We start from the raw sequence: 18,506 nt of genomic DNA on the forward strand, positions 1-18,506 counted from the left end.
TATACAGCTTTTAAAGTCATCAGTATTTAGACAAAACTAGAATAGAATCCCAAAGAATTGAAATTATTATTTAATTTCCAGACACGAATCGAACGCGACTGAACTCACCAGAGTGGGGAGCAAGATATTGTATTACATTGCACCGAAGAAACCGTCGCTAAATCCTGTCATACCAAGATAGAAGAAGATTATTGTAAATACAAGCAATACAGTCCCAGCGGTGGTTCGTTTATTCTTAATAATAAAAATTGAAAGGACAAAGGAGACTATTCCGGTAAGCGGGATAAACAAGGCCAAAACAGCTGTTATCCACCCCCAAATTAAAAATTGGTTATTTTTATTTTCAACAATTGAAGATGCTTGTTTTGCACCACAGAATGGACAAAAATCGGTGTTTAAAGTAATTGGTTTACCACACTTAAAGCAAAATTTTGTATTGTTTTCTTGCATCATGAATCCTCCAAATATTTTAAGGCTTTTCATTGTTAACGCGCGCTTCGTTTATCGGTTGTTTGGATGATAAGGCTATTCCAAATCATCGAGCACAGAATACTTTATTTTCCCATTATCTACAGACATTAAAATGGTGTCATTGGTTCCCGGTTTTAAAATTTGTATATACGATAAATCATAATCGTCAGATTCATCATCTTTATATTTTTCTGATAAATCAAGAAGAGTTCGTTCAACAGTTTTAAATGTACTTGTTTTACCCATATACAAATCATCAACAGCCATATTCTCTTTCACATATACAAGCATTGTTTTAGATTCTTTATCAGGTTTAACTGAAGTTACATCGAGAGAGTTATCGTTGTTTAATGTTTCTTTGATATCGGAAGCAACATCTGAAGGGGAAGGGGATTTCAATTGTGAAAAGGCGATAAAAGTAATTAAAACACCTATCAATGCAAAAATCCACCAATATTTTTTTAACTTGGTTTTTTTATCTACTGGTTCTGTTTGATTAAAAATAATATCTTTACCAGGTTTATCTTCTGGATTCACTTCAATTGATGATTGATTTAAACTATCGGTTGACTCCTGCTTCGCTCCACAAAATTGACAGAATTCAGCGTCAATCGGTAAATTTTTACCACACTTAATACAAAATTTTGTATTATCCATAATAACTCCTCCAAAGTATATACAGCTTTTATAGTCATCAGTATTTAGACAAAGCTAGAAATAGAATCCCCAAGATTCATATTTTTAGCTAGTCCCCAGTCATGAATCGAACATGACTGAACTCACCAGAGTGGGGAGACAGCATTTATAATTTAATTTGTGATAAATATAATTTTATTACTATCTAAGTTGAAAGTAAATAAGTTTCAGACAGCTTCAATACTAATGTTCAATAAAGACATCAATATTAGAATTATTTGTCGTTTAAATGCCAATTAATTCAAATGTTTCTCCCGAGATACCAAGAAATTTTCTAAAGCTTTTTCGATATCAATGTTGGTCGAATCCGCGATTGAGAGGAGCCACCAGATTGATTCAGCAATTTTATAATCCAAGGTAAATTCTGATTGGGATTGGGGCCAAGAACCAACCTGATCCATGGTCAAGCGACTAACAATCCCGGCATCGCTCATAAAAGCGAGTGCATCTTGTTCAGTGGTCCAAGGCCGACCATCTTGTTGCATCTCCAGTTGATGATAGGCGGTTCTGATCTGTTTTGAGCGTGTTTCTAATTCAGTCATATCCAAAATAAACAACTCCTTCTAAAGTAATATGATTAGTTTAGCATAGGCTTATTTAAATGACTGGCAGAAACTATGGTCGTGCGAAATAAGGTGATTTTTATAAGTGATAATCGGCCCCCTTTTTGACAGAAGAGCGTATGATGATCGTATAAGGAGGCGCTATCATGACAAACGAATATAAACGAATTCTAGTTGGGGATGATGGCTCTGAAAATGCACACAGGGCAATCAAAGAAGCGGTTGAACTCACCAAAAGAAATCGGGCTGAGCTATCAATTGCGATGATTATTCCTAAAGAATATTTAATGGGTTCTAATTACGGTGGTGAAGATTCACTAAAACCACGTCAAAAAGCGGCCGCTGAAAAACTGCTCGCAAGCGATGCTGCATACGCTAAGACCCAGGGGTTGGCCGACGTCCAGACGATTGTGCGTTTCGGTTCACCAAAAAAGGCGTTGGCGGTGACGTTACCACAAGAATTGGAGACTGATTTAATTATTCTAGGGGCAACTGGTCGTGGCGCAATTGAACGCGCGTTTCTAGGGTCAATCGCGATGTATACCAGTGTCCATGCAGAAGCGAATATGTTACTGGTTCGGTAAGCGCAAGTAAAAAGGCCAATCATTTATGCCTGATTGGCCTTTTCGATGGTGTTAGTTATCGCTTAAATTAGGTAATGCATCGATTGCATCTGCGACTTCTCGATCTAATTCTGAGTACGTCGTTCCAAAAGAACTGTAACTACCACTGATAGAAGTTGTAAAATTAATAAATTTTCTAGTCGAATTATAGGCTTTTTCGTAAGCCGCATAATCATATTTGCCAGTATCATTTTTAGACATTATCGCAATTGATTCCTCTAAAACTTCAAGATTAGAGGTCAGTGTATCGATAGTTGCTTTGTTATCTGATTCAATTTTTGTGATAGCCGTCTCAATATTGAATGATTCATTACTGTCAAAAATAGCTGCCCGCCAAGCTTTTTGTTCCGTTCCTGCTAAAGTTTCAGCGGTAGAAGCTGAAAGGTATAATTTAGTGATAAGGTCGTATTGGGCATCGATAAATTTAAGATTCATATCCTTTGCAAGTGCCTTTTGTTTTTGTTGCTTAACTTTCTCCGTATGCGCATGTTGTTTGGCGGCATTGTTAATTTGAGCATTTACGTTAATAGCACCTATCAAGGTAATGAGAAACAAGGGGAGTGTCACCATTAATCCTATTTTACCAGTGGTACGAGCACCTCGCGTTTCGGTGAGTTTGCCGGCCATAAAAGTTGTTAAGAAACCGAGTGCCGTGATAATCAAAATAACTGAAATGATAATAATTGTTCCAAGCAATAATGCCATCAATAAATCCTCCAAAGTATAATAAACAGCTTTTAATGTCAGTCATTTTATTGGACAGTATGCTATTAATTAGTTATTGTGATAGAAAATAGACATGCATTTAATTTTATTATGATTGCAGACAAAAGTAAACGAAATTAAGACGATTTTCATAAATTTGTTTATTTAATGGGATTGATTAATTTATAAAAATTATTAATGACTTAAGAATAGGGGAAATCAAAAATGAAAACGACACAACTATCAATCGAAACACTAGCGCGGGCTGAAGAACGGTTATTAGACACATTAACGCAAATGACGGTGGATTCGGCGAATACGATGCCACAACCATTGATTAAATCAGTGACGTGGTTAACTTGGCATACCGCGCGAGAACTGGATTATCAAATCGCAGATTTAAAACACGTTGCACCGCTGTGGCAAAGTGCGGGTTGGAATCAACGTTTCGGGCTCACTTTGCCAGATGATACGCAGGATTGGTGTCACACACCTGAAGAAGCGGCGAAAGTCGTGGTTGGCGATAAACAATTGTTGATTGACTATTTAGCGGCGGCCATCCAATTGACCAATGATTATTTAGAGACGGTTGATGAAACGACTTTAGCCGATGTGATCGATGAAAGCTGGACACCGGCTGTGACCCGTCAAGCGCGGTTAGTATCAATTATTGATGATGCGGTGATGCATTCAGGGCAAGCCGTTTATACGCGGCGATTAGTGATTGGACGTTAAAACATTCTAAAAAAGCGGGTGCGATATCAGTCATAGTATCCTGATATTAAAACGAACATCCTGCATTGACGCGCGGCAGAACTCATCAATCTCCGTTCAAATCAAAAAAGCTGGTTATCCTGATAGTTCGGGATAATCAGCTTTTTTGATTTGATAGGCAATCGATAACGTGCTTCTCAGCCAACTTCTTCCGTCTAGCTACGAATCGCAAATTATGACTAAACCCAGTCATAACTCACAATTCTAGGCTATACTCAGAAGCTAATCGGCTGAGTCAGCGCTCAGTGGGAGCTGGTCATTTTAATCCCAATGATTCCGATAATCAATAGGGCCACAAAGAACCAGGTCATCGGGGATAATTGATCTTTAAAAAAGATGACGCCGACTAAAATCGCTCCAACCGCACCGATGCCGGTCCAGAGTGGATAGGCGATACTGAGTGGCAAGTGGCGTAATGCGAGTGACAGAAAGACGAAGCTGAAAATCATTGCGACAATCGTTTCAAGACTGTAGCTTAAACGGGTGAAACCTTGGCTGAGTTTCATCGTTGAAGACCAAACGACCTCTAGTAAACCCGCCATTAATAAATAAAGCCATGTCATCGAAATTACCTCCTTAAAAATAAAAAAAGGTATCGCTAAATCTCTTCAATGACCTAATGAGATTTGGCAATACCTGACCGCCCGGTGACGGTTATTTATTCGATTAAGGCTATTTTAGCAATTTTTGATACGGGGGTCAAGTTTGATTTAATAGGTCATCGCCCGGTGATTTTGATAACTGGCAATTTTCCAGAATTTTTTAGCGGTCATCGTTTTGCGTTTACCAGTATAAGGATCATTAAACGTCAGCTTCTCTTGATTATAACCAATTAATAAAACAGAATGCGCCGGTTGACCATGGTAATTAATCCAAGCCACAATCGGTTTATTATTCTTGAGTGTCGCCCGTAGTTTATTGAGGGATGCACCTGATAAATCAGTGAAGCTCCCGAGGTATTGATTAAATAAATCGGCCCAAGCCGGCGGATACATGGTGTACCCCGAATCATCGTAAGGATTGCCCCAAAAGCCGGTTTCCATATCACCATTAGGCGAGTAGGGAATCTCATTGGCGATATCCGTTTTTGATAAATCGACGCCCTTATAATCCATCAACATGGCAACGGCGGTAATTTCACAACCAGTTGGTAGTTCTGGAAATTGAGAAATTGGCGTGATATCAAGCATTTTACGTTTCGGGGCTTTTTTCTTAGCCGGTTTATAGGTTTTATGGGTAAACCAGTTAAAATTAAAAGCGGCTTGACTAGGTTCTGCCGGTATAGCGACTAATAGAAGGCTGATACCCAAAATAAAGAGTGGTAAAAAAGCGAAGCGTTTAAGCGTTTTTTGCATAGTCGCGAGACTCCAATCATCTAGATAATTAAAATAAGGACTAGAATAGGATTACTGGTAGTTACTTAAGTTTACCGTGTTCAACTCTATTTTGTCCTTTTTAAAGTCTAGACAAACTCCATTTCATTGACAGATTCTTCCAAGCCTTCGAGGACTTCATTTTGTTCCATAAATTGTAACCACGCATCGTAGGAATCACCTTTAACATTGAAGGTCATTTTTTGATGAATACTTTCAATAAATTCCTTAACCATTTTATCAACGGCCCGGTCGACCTTAGTTTCGTTCCACCGTTTCGCGGGTTGGCGTTTTTGATTTTTCATATTTTGATAATCTAAACTTTTTGCTCTAAAAGAGGTGAGGGCCCCTGAGTTTTGTTCGAGATAGTCTAATAATTCTTGTTTAGTCATTGCATTGTCCTCCTTTAGGAATAGCTGCAAAATTAATCAATTAAGTATAGCATAATTAGGCGCTGAAAGATGGTGCTTATCTGGCTTTTATCAGTGAAATGCTAAAGTAACCGCTAATATAATATACGTGTAATCACTAAAAAAACGTGCCCGGATAAAGCCTCGTTATAGATTATTTCATTATCAGCGTTGTTTAACTTGAACCGTCACCGAATCGCCAATTGTTTTATTGAGTTGGGTTCGAATATCCTTGCGGACCCCCAGAATATAACAAATTGAACCATCAGGATTGGTTAATCCCATATTAACGATACTGCCATCATAGGCAATCGTTTCGTCAAAGATGGCGTGGACTTTAACGCGACCTTGTTGGAATTCTGTGCGAACATCGTAAGGAAAGACGACGTAGGCACCGCCTTTGCCAATCGTTGCTGAGACAATCGTACTCGTAAACGTATAGGTGTGTTGGTTCATGGGAATCCTCCAAAAGTACTTGATACCGAAATAGTACTACTGGGCTTTAATGATTACAAGACAGTACGGATAGATAATGAGTACCCTTGGCGGAATCGAACCACCAAAATGACCATCAGGGCAGTGGGGCGCTATCGCGAATTAACGCAATGACTTCCGGTAACCGGCGTTGATTGCTTCTTGTTCGGTGTTGAAGTAAGTCGCATTAGCAGAATTCATATGATAACCAGCTTGACCTGGTACGTGATAAATATGTGAATTGGTATTACCAATGATTGAACCGCTAGTACCGGTATACACACCCGCTGTTGATTGGGCAGCTTGAGTGCTGGCTTGTTGTTGACTAGCAGCAGCTGCTTGGGCTTTAACTGCAGATTCGGAGGCCACTTTAGCAGCTTGAGCTTGTTCAGCTGCTTGACGGCTAACGACTGATTCCGATTCAGCTTTGATACTTGCTTGTACTTGAGATTCAGACTCAGCTTTTGCAACTGATTCACTGGTCGCTTGGGTGACCGATTCTGAGGCCGACTGCGCTTGGGATTCAGATGTTGATTTCTGTAATATCAATTGATAGAGATGATCGGCAGTGGTGATTGATTTTAATAAACCAGCTTGTTGTTTCTGATTGTCCAGTTTTTTGACAGCCTGCTTAACGGAATTAATTTGAGATTGATCAACATCTGCAGCTAGTTCAGTGTGATCAGTGTCTAGAAATAAATTATTGACGGCTTTTTTTAATTTTTGATATTGTGATTTAACTGGTTTTGGTGCAATCGATTCGCTAGTTTGTTTGGTATCGTGACTCGCTTTTGATGGTGACGGATTGTTGGTTAGATTTAAACCAATAATGCTGATTAATAAGACCAGTAAGCTGATACCAAAATGTTTCTTGGTATTGTTTGGGACTTGATGGCGTGTCGTTCGTTGTGCGTAGTATTGATAACTTAAGTAACCGACACCACCGAGTGTTGCTAATAATAATAAGATAAAGAAAATATGCATTCCCCAAAAACCTCCAAAATAATTTTTATCATTTCCCCACAGTCATGATAAAATTTCTTATTAGGAATCGAACCTAACTAACAATGAAGCGAGCCATCGAAGAAAAATAAAAAATCGCCAAAATTATTGGCGATTCTTTATTTTAACAAAGCGAAAGCGCTATCGGCAATCGTTATAAAGCATTATTAGATTATTGGTTACTTATATTGAAGATAATCAAAAATATGGCGCTCTTTTTTGATCAATTTAATGAGTAGTAACAGGGCTAGCAGGATTAAAACAATTACGAGAATTTGATGATAATTACCTTTTAAAAGGGCATCGCCACCTAATGAATAGAGCAAGGCAGTTGGCAGGGTCCCAATGCAGACCGCAATCATCAAAGCGGTTAAGGTCACGTTTAACCGAACGACGGTCAGATTGACTAAAAAGGCGGGAATGATGGGAACCATGTAACCAAGGATAATGCCTAATAGTGGGTGATGCATACGCCGAATATCGGTTAGAACGCGATTTGATTTAGTCGGATGGTGCTGTTCATTTTTTTTGAGGATGCCGATGACTAATAAGTTACCAAAGACAATCCCAAGCGTGTTAATCAAGGTACCTAAGTAGGGGCCGTAACAAATACCAACTGGGATGCAGATGAGCGATACTGGAAGACCCGGAATTGCTGACAGCAGAATGATTAATAGAATCAGTAAATAAGCGTCTTTTAAACCGTGTGATCGAATGGCGGTCACTAAAAGTTGTCGTTGATTAGTCGGGTGATTCAATAGTTGGCTTAAATCTGGTTGAAAGTCCAAGTAGAGTAGGTACCCTAAACCGACCATCAGCAGGCAGCCCACAATGATTAGTAATTGTTTAGTATGTTGCGTCATCATTAAACCCCTTCGAAATGCTAAAGATTAGGTTATTATAGCATTGAATTGGCAGCAAAGTTAGCTCGAAAATCGAATACCCGCTAGCCTCAATGAAGAAAGGCTAGCGGGTATTCGATTGAAGTTAATCATTCAAAAAAGTGAATTAATAACTGATTCAGTTTAGTGGGCCATGATGTTGGATGCCGTAGGGTGACTAAAATCGGCTCGCGATTAGTCTGAAACCAACGTTTTAAATTTTGATCAGATAATTTAGTGACGTCAAACGACATGCTAGACACTTCCAAACTAATAAATTTAAACCAATTGTACCGTTGACGGGGGCTAAATAGCGCTTAATCAACTTAATTTTAAGATTTCTTAAGTGATTAGGATTTAATCAAGAGGACGTTGCTGACGGAGTGGATGCTCACGAATTGGGCCACTGAACCCATTAATAAGCGTTCAATCGCACCTTTACCGCTAATCCCAAGTATGGTTAAATCAATATTGAATTCAGCTGGGATTGTGAGGGCTAATTCGCGTCTTGCTGAGCCTGTTCTGAGAATCAGTTGAACTTCAGCAACCCCTTGTTCTTTTGCGAAGGCCACTTTTTGTTCGAGATATTGTTTGACGGATTTCTTTTCAGCATCAATGGACGCTGCGGGGAAGGTCATACTGTCGTTGACGTATAAATCGTCGGGAATGATCTGAGCAATAAAAAGTTTGGCTTGATTTCGTTTGGCGATTGCGATGGCTTGATCAAAAGCGTGGTCAGCGAGTTCTGAACCGTCTAATCCAACTAAAATATTGTGATATTCTAACATAATAAAAACCTCCTTTTTCTAATTTAAATATACCACGCTGGGGCGGAAAATGCTGTTGTGACGCATGGTGGATAGTTGTTATCGCAGATGGTTGATGGGCTTTAAGAATCACACAACATCAATTTGCATCATGCCTATCATTTACTATCTAATCATAAGTGAGTATACTAATTTTAGTGAATAATTTCTCCCGAAATTTTTAACACTGATATATATATAGAAAGAGCGCCCACTAAGTCGGTAAACTTAATGGACGCTCTTTTTTTATTGGGCGTGGCTCATTGATACTTGTGTGATTGATTGTTTTTGACCAGTCATCGTAATAGCGGTGTACAGCACGCCATGATTAGTTGTCTTTTTAAGTTGATTAGGATTTTTAATCGCTTGAGTAACGAGTTTGTCGATGGTGTCAGTGTTAGTGCCAAGGCTAGTGGTAAAAGTAGTTAGGTATTTCTTAAAGAGGGGATTCTTAGTCGCATCTAGTGCTTTAATTGAAATACCGAGAATCTGACTGTCACTAACATTCATCGCAATCGCAGTTTGTTCATCAACTTGGTCTGTACGGATACCGATGACGGGCGTGGTATCAAAGACGCCGATCCCTTGTTTTTGTGCGAGTGGATTATATTGGGCAATGAAGTTGAACCACGAAATTAGACTCGTGGTTTTCGGACCGTCAAGATAAGTTGGGTTCGTTAAATCAGCTTGATCTGATAAGGTCACTCGATTGGCTTTCACTTGATAGGGCACTTTAATGGTGAAGGTCTCATTGGTCGTTTTGACGCTGTGGATGGTATCGTCAACTTGCCAATAGACTTTTTTAGCTTTGGACTTACCAGTGACGACAGCGTTAAAGCCACCATTATTAGGTTGTAATTTGGCGGATACCGACTTCCCACAAGCCGTTAACAATAAAAATGTTGCAAAACACATTAAAATGGTTGATAGACGACGCACGTTACTCACTCCTCAATCGATAATAGGGTTAACTATTTAATTAAAAATAAAAAGCCCTTAAGCTTCTCATTTGATTGTACCGCATTTATGATTTGATTCATACCGATAATCAGGATTATTTGGTTTTAGTATAGGTATATTTAAGCTTTTCAATCGCTTTAATATGGCGTTGATTGGCTTTGAAAATCCGATCCGTATAGTTTTGATAGGTACCTGTTGGTCGGGTCACGACGGTTGTAAAGTGATTCGTTTTTTCAAGGGCTTTTTTAGCGAGGGTTAATTCCGTTTTGTTTTTAGTAGTGACGTTTTGTTTCATTTTTTGATAATCACTTTGGGCGTTGATATATTGATCATCAGTGATATCGAGTTTGCCTTTAGATAGGAGAATCTGACCTTCAGCTGCAAGTGCGGCTTCGTAATCACCGTAGGAACCGTCACCGATGACGACTGAACCGTCCGAGATTAAGGTTTGCCAAACAGTGCTATATTTTTTAGCGACGTATTCGGTTGCGACAGTTGATTTCTTGAGATGTTTAATGAGTTGTTGTTCATGATGATTAAAACGTTGTTCTTTTTTAGCAATGCGTCGATCCGCCGTTTGTTGTGCTTTTTGAGTTAAATAGAAATGGCCGCCAACTGGTGCAGCCGCTAATAATAGGCCAATCAGAATGACAATTAAGGTCCCTTTTAGTTTCTTTTTGAAACACGCTAAAATAATGAGTAGCAATAATCCGATAGCGGTAACGGTTAAGCCGATATAAAAAATAATGGTCAGTGCTAAGTTCATGTAGCGACCTCCGAGAAATTGAGATAGATAGTTTAGGTAATCAATCAAGAATATTATCCCATGTTGACTAAGATTAGCAAGCTAAATTTTAGAATTTGATTAGGATTCGATGGAATAAAACGCTAACATTATCATATAATAGATGAAACTTGTAAATTTAATTGTTTTTCTAAAATTTATCACGTATCATGATAAAATACACTTATCATAATATTAGGAGGAAATACAAGTGGATGCTTCTTTGACAACACGTTTGGCTGCTGAATTTATTGGTACAGCTATTATGATCATTTTCGGTAACGGGGCAGTCGCCAACGTCGAATTGAAAGGAACAAAAGGGTTTAGTAGTGATTGGTTCTTAATTGCTTTTGGATATGGTTGTGGTGTCATGATTCCAGCAATTATGTTCGGCGGCATTTCAGGTAACCATATTAACCCAGCAGTGACTTTAAGTTTTGCAGTAATGGGCTTATTCCCATGGGGTGATGTTTTACCATACATTATTGTTCAATTCTTAGGCGCTATGGTGGGTCAATTGATCTTAATCGCAGCCTACAAACCTTATTACGATCGAACAACCAACCAAGAAGGTATCTTGGGATCATTTGTCACAATCGATGCTGCGCATAGCCGTATGAATGGTTTTATCAATGAATTTATTGGAACATTAATTTTGGTCTTCGGTGCATTAGCAATCGGTGCTGGCAAGTTTGGGGCAGCCGGTCATATCGTCGTTGGTCTATTGGTTATGACGTTAGTGGCTTCATTAGGTGGCCCAACTGGTCCTGCCTTGAATCCAGCGCGTGATCTAGGCCCACGGATTATCCATATGTTGACGCCACTTAAAAATAAGGGCGATTCACAATGGTCATATGCTTGGGTACCAGTCGTTGCACCAATTCTTGGGGCAATCTGTGGTGCTGGTATTTACCAAATGATTTTTGCTTAAACAACCAATTCAGAAAGACGTCTTTAATCGACGTCTTTTTTTGTACAAAAAAAGTGACCAAAATTCTTTAAATTGGAAAAGAATTTCGGTCACTTTCGAGTATCGAAATGATCTTAACTTGGGGGAGTATTAATCATTCCTTTAAAAAGATATCATAAAATAAATCAGAATAAAAGGCTATTTAGTCATTATTAACGAAAAAAAATTTAAAAAAAAGTATTTTATAACATTTGTTATTCAGTTTATCAATTTATTGCTTGAAACACCTTTTAATCGTACCCAATTAAAAGGTTATCGAATCCGTGAAAGAAGCATGGTACAATAAATAAGTTGAAAACGTTTACGATGACAATTGAGAGGAAGAAGATAATGATTAAGTTTCCAGCGAATTTTATGTGGGGGGCGGCAACGTCAGCACCCCAATCTGAAGGTTATGCGTTAAGCTATGGTAAGTCAACATCAACTTGGGACCAATGGTATCAAATGGCACCTGAAAAATTTAAAAAAGATCAGGGCCCAGATTCGGCGTGTGATACTTACCGCCTATATTCGGAAGATGTTGCGAATATGACTAAAATTGGGATGAACTCGTTTAGAACGTCAATTGCGTGGACGCGTTTAATCCCAGATGGCAAGCACGTTAACCAGGTTGCAGTCGATTATTATCGCGATTATTTCAGTCAGTTAAAGGCGGCTGGCATTACACCAATCATTAATCTCTTTCATTTTGATATGCCTTGGTGGTTAATGGAAAAGGGTGGTTGGGAAACCCGCGAATCAGTTGACGCGTTTGCTTTTTATGCCAAGACGGCTTTTGAATTATTTGGCGATCTCGTTGATCGTTGGACGACCTTTAATGAACCAATCGTGCATATTGAATGTGGTTATTTAACGGGGTATCATTATCCAGATATCGTTGATTTTAAAAAGGCGGTCCAAGTCGGTTATCACACTTTGATGGCCCATACAGCAGCGGTCGCAGAATTTAAAAAAGTGAAGCCTGATGGTCAAATTGGGATTATCTTAAATATCACACCAGCTTATGCTAAAAGTGACGCGCCAGCCGATCAAGTGGCTAAAGAAAAGGCTGATTTACTTTTAGCAAAGAGTTTCTTAGACCCGACAGTCCTAGGCAAGATTCCGGATGCTTTGGTTGAACTACTAGCGGAAAATGACTTGTTACCCGTTACCGAAGCGGCTGATCAACAGTTAATTGCGGCTAATTGCATTGATTTTGTTGGGGTCAATTATTACCAACCACTACGCGTGCAAGCACCTGAAAATTCTCAAGTACCAGCAGTGACCACTGATGATTTATATTTGCCATACATTTGGCCAGAACGAAAAATTAATCCATACCGGGGTTGGGAAATCTATCCTGAAGCGTTATACGATGTCGCAATGATGATGAAAGACCAATACCGCAATATTCCATGGTACGTTTCTGAAAATGGGATGGGCGTTGCCGATGAAGAACGTTTCATGGACGATCATGGTCAGATTCAAGATGATTATCGAATCGAATTTATGACTGAACATTTAGAACAATTACATCGAGCAATTCAAGACGGTAGTAGCTGTTTCGGTTACCACACTTGGACCTTTAATGATTGTTGGTCTTGGTTAAATGGTTATCAGAACCGTTACGGTTTTTATCGAGTTGATTTAGATGATAACGCCAAACGAACTATGAAGAAAAGCGGCGAATGGTTCCGTCAATTAAGCCAAAATAACGGCTTCTAGCCCCAATACAAAAAGCCACCTTAGCGGGTGGCTTTTTGTATTGGGGCTAATAAACGTCAGTCTGGACGTATTTATTTTGTAACGTGAAGAAATCATAAGAAGCGAGGTTGGCGATGTCATTTGCACCATTAAAAATGGCAGTCGCACTGCCGGTTAACATCAGGTTAATCGGTAAGTCCTCCCGGTAACGTACTAGAATGACTGGTTTGTGGTGGGCGACGGCGTAACCGCATTCCCACATCGTACCTGAATCGGGTTCCGTTAAGCCCTCTTCGTGGCGATAATCGAGCATTGCGACCACGACGTCTGCTTGATCGATTTGCCGAATATCAATGTTGAAGGTTGCGGTTTGCCATTCGAAAGTGCCGAATTCAGCATCGGGATATGAATGGTCACCAGGCCGAAAAATGGCGGATGAATCGATTGTTGGATTTTCAGCTAGCAGCGTTGCAACTTGATCCAACCGTTTGGTTTGTTCGGGGCTAAAGAAAGGGCCGGCAAGATAAACCTGTTTTTTAGATGACATTAGAAACTCCTTTGTGAGTAATGTTCGGATTATTCGTCAAATAGGGGCGATGACAAACTGTATTGTTCATTATACTGGGTAAAAGTAAAACATTCAATTATTAGAGCTATAAAAAAACTCATTGTCGTTTGCGAAATAGCAAAACGACAATGAGTTTTTGAAAATTATTTACATATTAGTGCAACACTAGATAGATAACGAGTGCGACTAACGCAATCAGCATGACGGTGAATAGATAACTGGAGGCTGAACTGACCGCTTTTTTACGTTCTTTTGATAATGGTCGATTGACCAGCTTTTTGTATTGCTTCTTGGCAATCTCTACTTTTTTTTGATCTTTCATTGGTTTATCCCTCATTTACTTCGATAATCTTATTGTAGCATAAAAGGGCTTAACAGATAAAGTTAGAGGCGGTTGAGTGGTCTAAATAATAATTTAGGATATAACTTTACTTTCCGCTTTGAACAAGCTACTATGGTTGATATATCAAAGGATAAGGAAGTTACCGGAAATGAAATTAGTTACAGAGAAAAAATCAACGCAACAGAAACTCTCTATTGCTGGTATGTTGATTACGATGGGTGTTGTTTACGGGGATATTGGGACATCACCACTTTATGTTATGAAGTCAATCGTTCAAGGCAATGGGGGCTTAGCGCACATTAGCGAAGATTTTATTGTCGGGAGTATCTCTCTCGTTTTTTGGACGTTAATGTTAATGACGACCGTCAAATACGTCATGATTGCACTACGCGCCGATAATAACGGTGAAGGTGGGATTTTTGCCTTGTACACGTTAATTCGTAAACAGGCTAAGTGGCTAGTGATTCCCGCCATTATCGGTGGGGCGACATTGTTAGCCGATGGGATGTTAACGCCGGCTGTGACGGTCACCACTGCGATTGAAGGGTTAAAAGGCCTTCCAATCAACGGCAATATTTTAGTGACTTCGCAAGAGCAGGTTATTATCTTAACGGTCTCGATTTTATCACTCCTGTTTTTTATTCAAAAATTTGGGACTGATTTAATCGGGAAATCATTTGGACCAATCATGTTCATTTGGTTCACCTTCATTGGTGTGATTGGGTTAATTAATTTAATGGGCGATTTAACAATGCTTAAAGCGTTAAATCCTTACTACGCCATTCACCTGTTATTTAGTCCTGAAAATAAAGTCGGGATTTTAATATTGGGGAGTGTGTTCCTAGCGACAACCGGGGCCGAAGCGCTCTATTCTGACATGGGACACGTTGGTCGCATGAATATCTATGGTAGTTGGCCTTATATCGCGGTTTGTTTAGTGTTGAATTATTTCGGACAAGGTGTTTGGTTACTTCAACATCAACACGTGACTGGTTTCCAAAATGCGGCTGATTTTAACCCGTTTTTTGAAGCGATGCCAGCTAGTTTGAAGATTCCATCAATTCTATTAGCAACGGTAGCGGCCATTATTGCGTCACAAGCGTTGATTTCGGGTTCTTATACTTTGGTTTCTGAAGCAATCAAGTTACGCTTATTGCCAAGAATCAAGATTGATTATCCAGCTAAATTAAAAGGTCAAATCTACATTTCAATCGTTAACTGGATCTTATGGGCGGTTTGTCTAGGGGTTGTCTTCTACTTCAAGAATTCAGCACATATGGAAGCGGCGTACGGTTTAGCAATTACGATTACCATGTTAATGACGACGATTCTATTGTTCCATTTCTTGGGTCGTTACGAAAAACGGTGGCTATTGGCCTATCTCGTGTTGTTCTTCTTCGGGGCAATTGAAATCGTCTTCTTCATTTCAAGTGCTGCCAAGTTCATGCATGGTGGTTACGTGACTGTCATCATTGCCGCTGTGATTCTATTCATCATGTTTGTTTGGTATCGGAGTAATGCCATCAAGGATAGCAATACCTTTAAGTCAAGTACCGTGTCATTACTGGCTTTTAAGAAACAACTACATGATTTAAGAAATGATGAAAGTTTACCACTCTATACGACCAATCTGGTTTATTTATCAAAACAACAAGAAAAGAATAAAATTAAAAAGAATATTTTATATTCGATTTTAGACAAGCGGCCTAAACGGGCGCAGGTTTACTGGTTCGTGACGGTGGATGTCACCGATGAACCTTACACTGCTGAATATACAACCGATATGTTGAATACTGATTATATGGTGAATGTACAGCTATATCTCGGCTTTAAGATGGAACAAAAAGTGAATGTCTTTATTCGCCAGATTATCCATGAAATGATTCGAGAGGGTGAATTACCGGCCCAACCGCAACATTATACGACGATTCCAAATCGGGATGTCGGTGATTTCTCATTCGTGATCACCCAAGAAGATTTATCGCCAGAAACGCAGATTAAAGCAAGCGATAAAGTAATTGTCCAAATGCGGTTATGGTTAGAGAAATTTACTGATACACCGGCTTCATGGTTCGGTCTCGAATATAGTGAAGTCTTTGTTGAACGGGTGCCATTAGTGCTCGGACGACAACGACCAGTGATGCAATACCACCTTAAGAAGCGTGAAGAGGACTAATTAAAGTGTCTTAAAAAAAGCAATGCTAGGAATCCAATTTGGATTTCAGCGTTGCCTTTTTTTGTGAATCGGTTAAGGACGGGCAATGAAGCGGTGTTCATTACAGATTGATCGGGATTTGCCGTTAAACTGTTACCATTTTGTCATCAATTGTTACTTGTTTGATATTTACAACGGGAATTTAGATGGTATATTGGTCACACGTTGAAACACAAAACTTAAATTCAAGGAGATCAATCATACATGACACCTTTAAAAACAATCTTATTTAGTACAACATTAACGGCCGCAACAGCTGCTGGAATCCTATTCGCAGGCAACGGTCAAGTAAGTGCTGCCACAACTTACACCGTTACAACTGGTGATACTTTGTCATCAATCTCAAATAAATTCGCTGGCAACAACGATTTAGTTGATTCAATCGCTAAGAACAACAGTATCTCAAACATCAACTTAATCTACGTTGGCGAACAATTAACGATTGATGCGGATACAACGGCCTCAACTACGACTCAAGCCGCACCAGTGGCCCAAACAACAACACCGGTCGCAACGACTCAAACAGCGACACCAGTTCAAGCCACAACGCAAGCAACAGCAACTGCCGCAACCACGAGCTCATCTAAAGAATGGATTGCCCAGAAGGAATCTGGTGGTTCATACACAGCCACTAACGGTCAATTAATCGGTCGTTACCAATTATCAGCGTCATACTTGAATGGTGACTATTCAGCTGCCAATCAAGAAAAAGTCGCTGATCAATACGTCACGAGCCGTTACGGTTCATGGGACGCAGCTAAGAGCTTCTGGTTAAGCAACGGCTGGTATTAAGCTTAAATAACATTAATAGGACACACCAATTCGATTGCGGATTGGTGTGTTTTTTGTTTTGTGCATCTTATCAGTTGGCAGCCACTAAACATCAATGGTAGGATAGATGGAATCAATCAGAAATAGTGTTAATGATTAGGAGGGGTGTCTTAGTGCAACGGGATTATTTTAAAATTGAAAAAAATAGTGGTGATTTTCCGTATTATGCGGGCAACCCGCAAAAGTTAACGGTAGTTCAGTGGCTTAGCATGGTGCTTGTCTTACTCGCGCAGTTCTGGATTATGAGTACGGCGACCTTATCCTTTCTGCCAAAGGGGATTGCGACTGCACTAATGGATATTTTTTTGGTTGGCGTACCGATGGGCTTATTGTGGTGGTTTACCAAACACGCTATTGGGGCGTTGTTTAAACCTCTAAAATGGCGCGATACACTAACGATTATCAAATATGTGCTATTGATGGTGGTCATTGGGCTTGGCAGCACGATTGTTCTGAATCTAATTGGCCAGACCACTAACGGTGATGTGGCGGGTGATCAGGTCACTGGTTTAGTCGGCTATTTGGCAGTTTTCTTGGATAATATTCTAAGCCTTTTTTGGGAAGAATTAATCAGTCTAATCCCGTTATTAGCGATGATGGCGGGGCTAAAAGCGCTTGGTGTTAGTCGTAAAATCAGTATTATTTTAAGTACAATCGTCACTTCAGTTTTATTTAGGGCTTTACATTTACCAAGTTATCAATGGAACGTGCCGATGGTTTTCACCAGTATTGTTTTCTTGAGATTAATTTTGGACGTCCTATATTTGAAGACCAAAAATATTTGGTTAACGTATGTGACGCATTTACTATATGACAGTTTTGTTTTTGCCTTACCATTAATATTTGGTCTGATATTTAAACATTGATAGATAATTAAAATAAGAGACTGTGCCATAAGTCTTAGTATTCTGATATTAAGCGAACATTCCTCTTCAACGCGCGCCAGAACTCATCAATCTTCGTTCAAATCAAAAAATCGTCTATCCTTAGTTCGGGATAGGCGATTTTCCAACTTGATACTCAATTGATAACCGAGTTCTGTCACAGCTTGTTATTTTTTTAGGAAATAGGGATTGGTTATTTCAATAATTGGTAGGCAATTAATAGTAGGACGATGCTAATCCAGAAAACGACCGTCGCGGCTTTTTTTAAAGTTTGATTCTTTTTCAAAAAACCGATGAAGGTCATGACAGTTGAAATAAGAACTGCGACGGATGAGACGAATAGTAGCAGCGTTAACGCTGAATGGGCCATTGATGACATGTTGAAAACTCCTTTTTGGTCGCGTGCAAATTCCTTTACGACGCGTGATAACATTATTATAACAAATAAATATCACTTGACTAACCAGAACGTTTGTTCGTATAATGTAAT

General features: G+C 39.4%; 23 protein-coding genes. 7 read left to right on the forward strand and 16 right to left on the reverse strand.

Translation table 11 applies throughout. The features are described from left to right. Positions 1-132 precede the first annotated feature (132 nt). The 3 genes from ACVPPQ_RS08725 to ACVPPQ_RS08735 form a co-directional block, all read right to left on the reverse strand. On the reverse strand, positions 133-450 hold the full coding sequence (locus ACVPPQ_RS08725) for a zinc ribbon domain-containing protein (RefSeq protein ID WP_233210639.1): 318 nt from the start codon (positions 448-450) through the stop codon (positions 133-135). 75 nt (positions 451-525) lie between these two features. Next, positions 526-1,128 (reverse strand): zinc ribbon domain-containing protein, encoded by a 603-nt coding sequence (locus tag ACVPPQ_RS08730; RefSeq protein WP_106483443.1) that lies wholly within the window; start codon positions 1,126-1,128, stop codon positions 526-528. A 275-nt stretch (positions 1,129-1,403) separates the two neighbouring features. Beyond that, the gene (locus ACVPPQ_RS08735; RefSeq protein ID WP_463496357.1) at positions 1,404-1,709 is read right to left on the reverse strand and encodes a nucleoside triphosphate pyrophosphohydrolase family protein; all 306 of its coding nucleotides are present in this window, start codon (positions 1,707-1,709) and stop codon (positions 1,404-1,406) included. A 167-nt stretch (positions 1,710-1,876) separates the two neighbouring features. On the opposite strand from ACVPPQ_RS08735, the gene ACVPPQ_RS08740 reads away from it, so the two are divergent. Further along, a complete protein-coding gene (locus tag ACVPPQ_RS08740; protein WP_106482823.1) occupies positions 1,877-2,314 on the forward strand; it encodes a universal stress protein in 438 nt (145 codons plus the stop codon). A 51-nt stretch (positions 2,315-2,365) separates the two neighbouring features. Here ACVPPQ_RS08740 and ACVPPQ_RS08745 read toward each other — a convergent pair whose 3' ends face one another. After that, positions 2,366-3,058, reverse strand: a complete 693-nt coding sequence (locus ACVPPQ_RS08745) for a hypothetical protein (protein ID WP_106482824.1) — start codon at positions 3,056-3,058, stop codon at positions 2,366-2,368. A gap of 225 nt (positions 3,059-3,283) precedes the next feature. On the opposite strand from ACVPPQ_RS08745, the gene ACVPPQ_RS08750 reads away from it, so the two are divergent. After that, entirely contained in the window at positions 3,284-3,793 is a 510-nt protein-coding gene (locus tag ACVPPQ_RS08750) for a DinB family protein (protein ID WP_106482825.1), read from the forward strand. 281 nt (positions 3,794-4,074) lie between these two features. Here the strand turns inward: ACVPPQ_RS08750 and ACVPPQ_RS08755 are convergent, their stop codons facing one another. From ACVPPQ_RS08755 to ACVPPQ_RS08795, 9 genes are all read right to left on the reverse strand, one after another. Further along, complete coding sequence (locus ACVPPQ_RS08755; RefSeq protein ID WP_463494039.1) at positions 4,075-4,395, reverse strand: DMT family transporter; 321 nt, start codon at positions 4,393-4,395, stop codon at positions 4,075-4,077. A gap of 147 nt (positions 4,396-4,542) precedes the next feature. Then, positions 4,543-5,187, reverse strand: a complete 645-nt coding sequence (locus tag ACVPPQ_RS08760; RefSeq protein ID WP_463494041.1) for a C39 family peptidase — start codon at positions 5,185-5,187, stop codon at positions 4,543-4,545. A 107-nt stretch (positions 5,188-5,294) separates the two neighbouring features. Next, the gene (locus ACVPPQ_RS08765; protein ID WP_463494042.1) at positions 5,295-5,597 is read right to left on the reverse strand and encodes a hypothetical protein; all 303 of its coding nucleotides are present in this window, start codon (positions 5,595-5,597) and stop codon (positions 5,295-5,297) included. A 183-nt stretch (positions 5,598-5,780) separates the two neighbouring features. Beyond that, complete coding sequence (locus tag ACVPPQ_RS08770) at positions 5,781-6,071, reverse strand: DUF1905 domain-containing protein (protein WP_463494043.1); 291 nt, start codon at positions 6,069-6,071, stop codon at positions 5,781-5,783. Positions 6,072-6,212: 141 nt separating this feature from the next. Then, the gene (locus ACVPPQ_RS08775) at positions 6,213-7,073 is read right to left on the reverse strand and encodes a toxin Cry1Ac domain D-VI-related protein (protein ID WP_463494045.1); all 861 of its coding nucleotides are present in this window, start codon (positions 7,071-7,073) and stop codon (positions 6,213-6,215) included. A 197-nt stretch (positions 7,074-7,270) separates the two neighbouring features. Then, positions 7,271-7,954, reverse strand: a complete 684-nt coding sequence (locus tag ACVPPQ_RS08780) for a TVP38/TMEM64 family protein (RefSeq protein ID WP_463494047.1) — start codon at positions 7,952-7,954, stop codon at positions 7,271-7,273. Between the two features lie 368 nt (positions 7,955-8,322). Then, positions 8,323-8,760, reverse strand: a complete 438-nt coding sequence (locus tag ACVPPQ_RS08785; RefSeq protein ID WP_106482830.1) for a universal stress protein — start codon at positions 8,758-8,760, stop codon at positions 8,323-8,325. Positions 8,761-9,024: 264 nt separating this feature from the next. After that, positions 9,025-9,717: a hypothetical protein gene (locus ACVPPQ_RS08790; RefSeq protein WP_463494049.1), complete on the reverse strand. Its 693-nt coding sequence runs from the start codon at positions 9,715-9,717 to the stop codon at positions 9,025-9,027. Positions 9,718-9,832: 115 nt separating this feature from the next. Further along, positions 9,833-10,504, reverse strand: a complete 672-nt coding sequence (locus ACVPPQ_RS08795) for a hypothetical protein (protein ID WP_463494051.1) — start codon at positions 10,502-10,504, stop codon at positions 9,833-9,835. 229 nt (positions 10,505-10,733) lie between these two features. Here ACVPPQ_RS08795 and ACVPPQ_RS08800 point away from each other — a divergent pair, with 229 nt between their 5' ends. Both ACVPPQ_RS08800 and ACVPPQ_RS08805 read left to right on the forward strand, forming a co-directional pair. After that, positions 10,734-11,453, forward strand: coding sequence for an MIP/aquaporin family protein (locus tag ACVPPQ_RS08800; RefSeq protein WP_463494053.1), 720 nt, complete (start codon positions 10,734-10,736; stop codon positions 11,451-11,453). A 369-nt stretch (positions 11,454-11,822) separates the two neighbouring features. Beyond that, complete coding sequence (locus tag ACVPPQ_RS08805) at positions 11,823-13,196, forward strand: glycoside hydrolase family 1 protein (protein ID WP_463494055.1); 1,374 nt, start codon at positions 11,823-11,825, stop codon at positions 13,194-13,196. Between the two features lie 46 nt (positions 13,197-13,242). On the opposite strand, the gene ACVPPQ_RS08810 is transcribed toward ACVPPQ_RS08805, so the two are convergent. Both ACVPPQ_RS08810 and ACVPPQ_RS08815 read right to left on the reverse strand, forming a co-directional pair. Beyond that, a complete protein-coding gene (locus ACVPPQ_RS08810; protein WP_413476637.1) occupies positions 13,243-13,722 on the reverse strand; it encodes a nucleoside 2-deoxyribosyltransferase in 480 nt (159 codons plus the stop codon). Positions 13,723-13,897: 175 nt separating this feature from the next. Continuing rightward, entirely contained in the window at positions 13,898-14,065 is a 168-nt protein-coding gene (locus tag ACVPPQ_RS08815) for a hypothetical protein (protein WP_233210603.1), read from the reverse strand. A gap of 169 nt (positions 14,066-14,234) precedes the next feature. Here ACVPPQ_RS08815 and ACVPPQ_RS08820 point away from each other — a divergent pair, with 169 nt between their 5' ends. The 3 genes from ACVPPQ_RS08820 to ACVPPQ_RS08830 all read left to right on the forward strand — a co-directional run bounded on the left by ACVPPQ_RS08820 (position 14,235) and on the right by ACVPPQ_RS08830 (position 17,998). After that, complete coding sequence (locus ACVPPQ_RS08820) at positions 14,235-16,262, forward strand: KUP/HAK/KT family potassium transporter (protein ID WP_463494057.1); 2,028 nt, start codon at positions 14,235-14,237, stop codon at positions 16,260-16,262. Between the two features lie 243 nt (positions 16,263-16,505). After that, positions 16,506-17,093, forward strand: a complete 588-nt coding sequence (gene apf, locus ACVPPQ_RS08825) for an aggregation-promoting factor (RefSeq protein WP_463494059.1) — start codon at positions 16,506-16,508, stop codon at positions 17,091-17,093. A gap of 152 nt (positions 17,094-17,245) precedes the next feature. Continuing rightward, complete coding sequence (locus tag ACVPPQ_RS08830; protein WP_463494061.1) at positions 17,246-17,998, forward strand: CPBP family glutamic-type intramembrane protease; 753 nt, start codon at positions 17,246-17,248, stop codon at positions 17,996-17,998. 211 nt (positions 17,999-18,209) lie between these two features. Here ACVPPQ_RS08830 and ACVPPQ_RS08835 read toward each other — a convergent pair whose 3' ends face one another. Next, positions 18,210-18,395, reverse strand: a complete 186-nt coding sequence (locus tag ACVPPQ_RS08835; protein ID WP_025084026.1) for a hypothetical protein — start codon at positions 18,393-18,395, stop codon at positions 18,210-18,212. Positions 18,396-18,506 lie beyond the last annotated feature (111 nt).

It is taken from the genome of Latilactobacillus parafuchuensis (assembly GCF_055271665.1).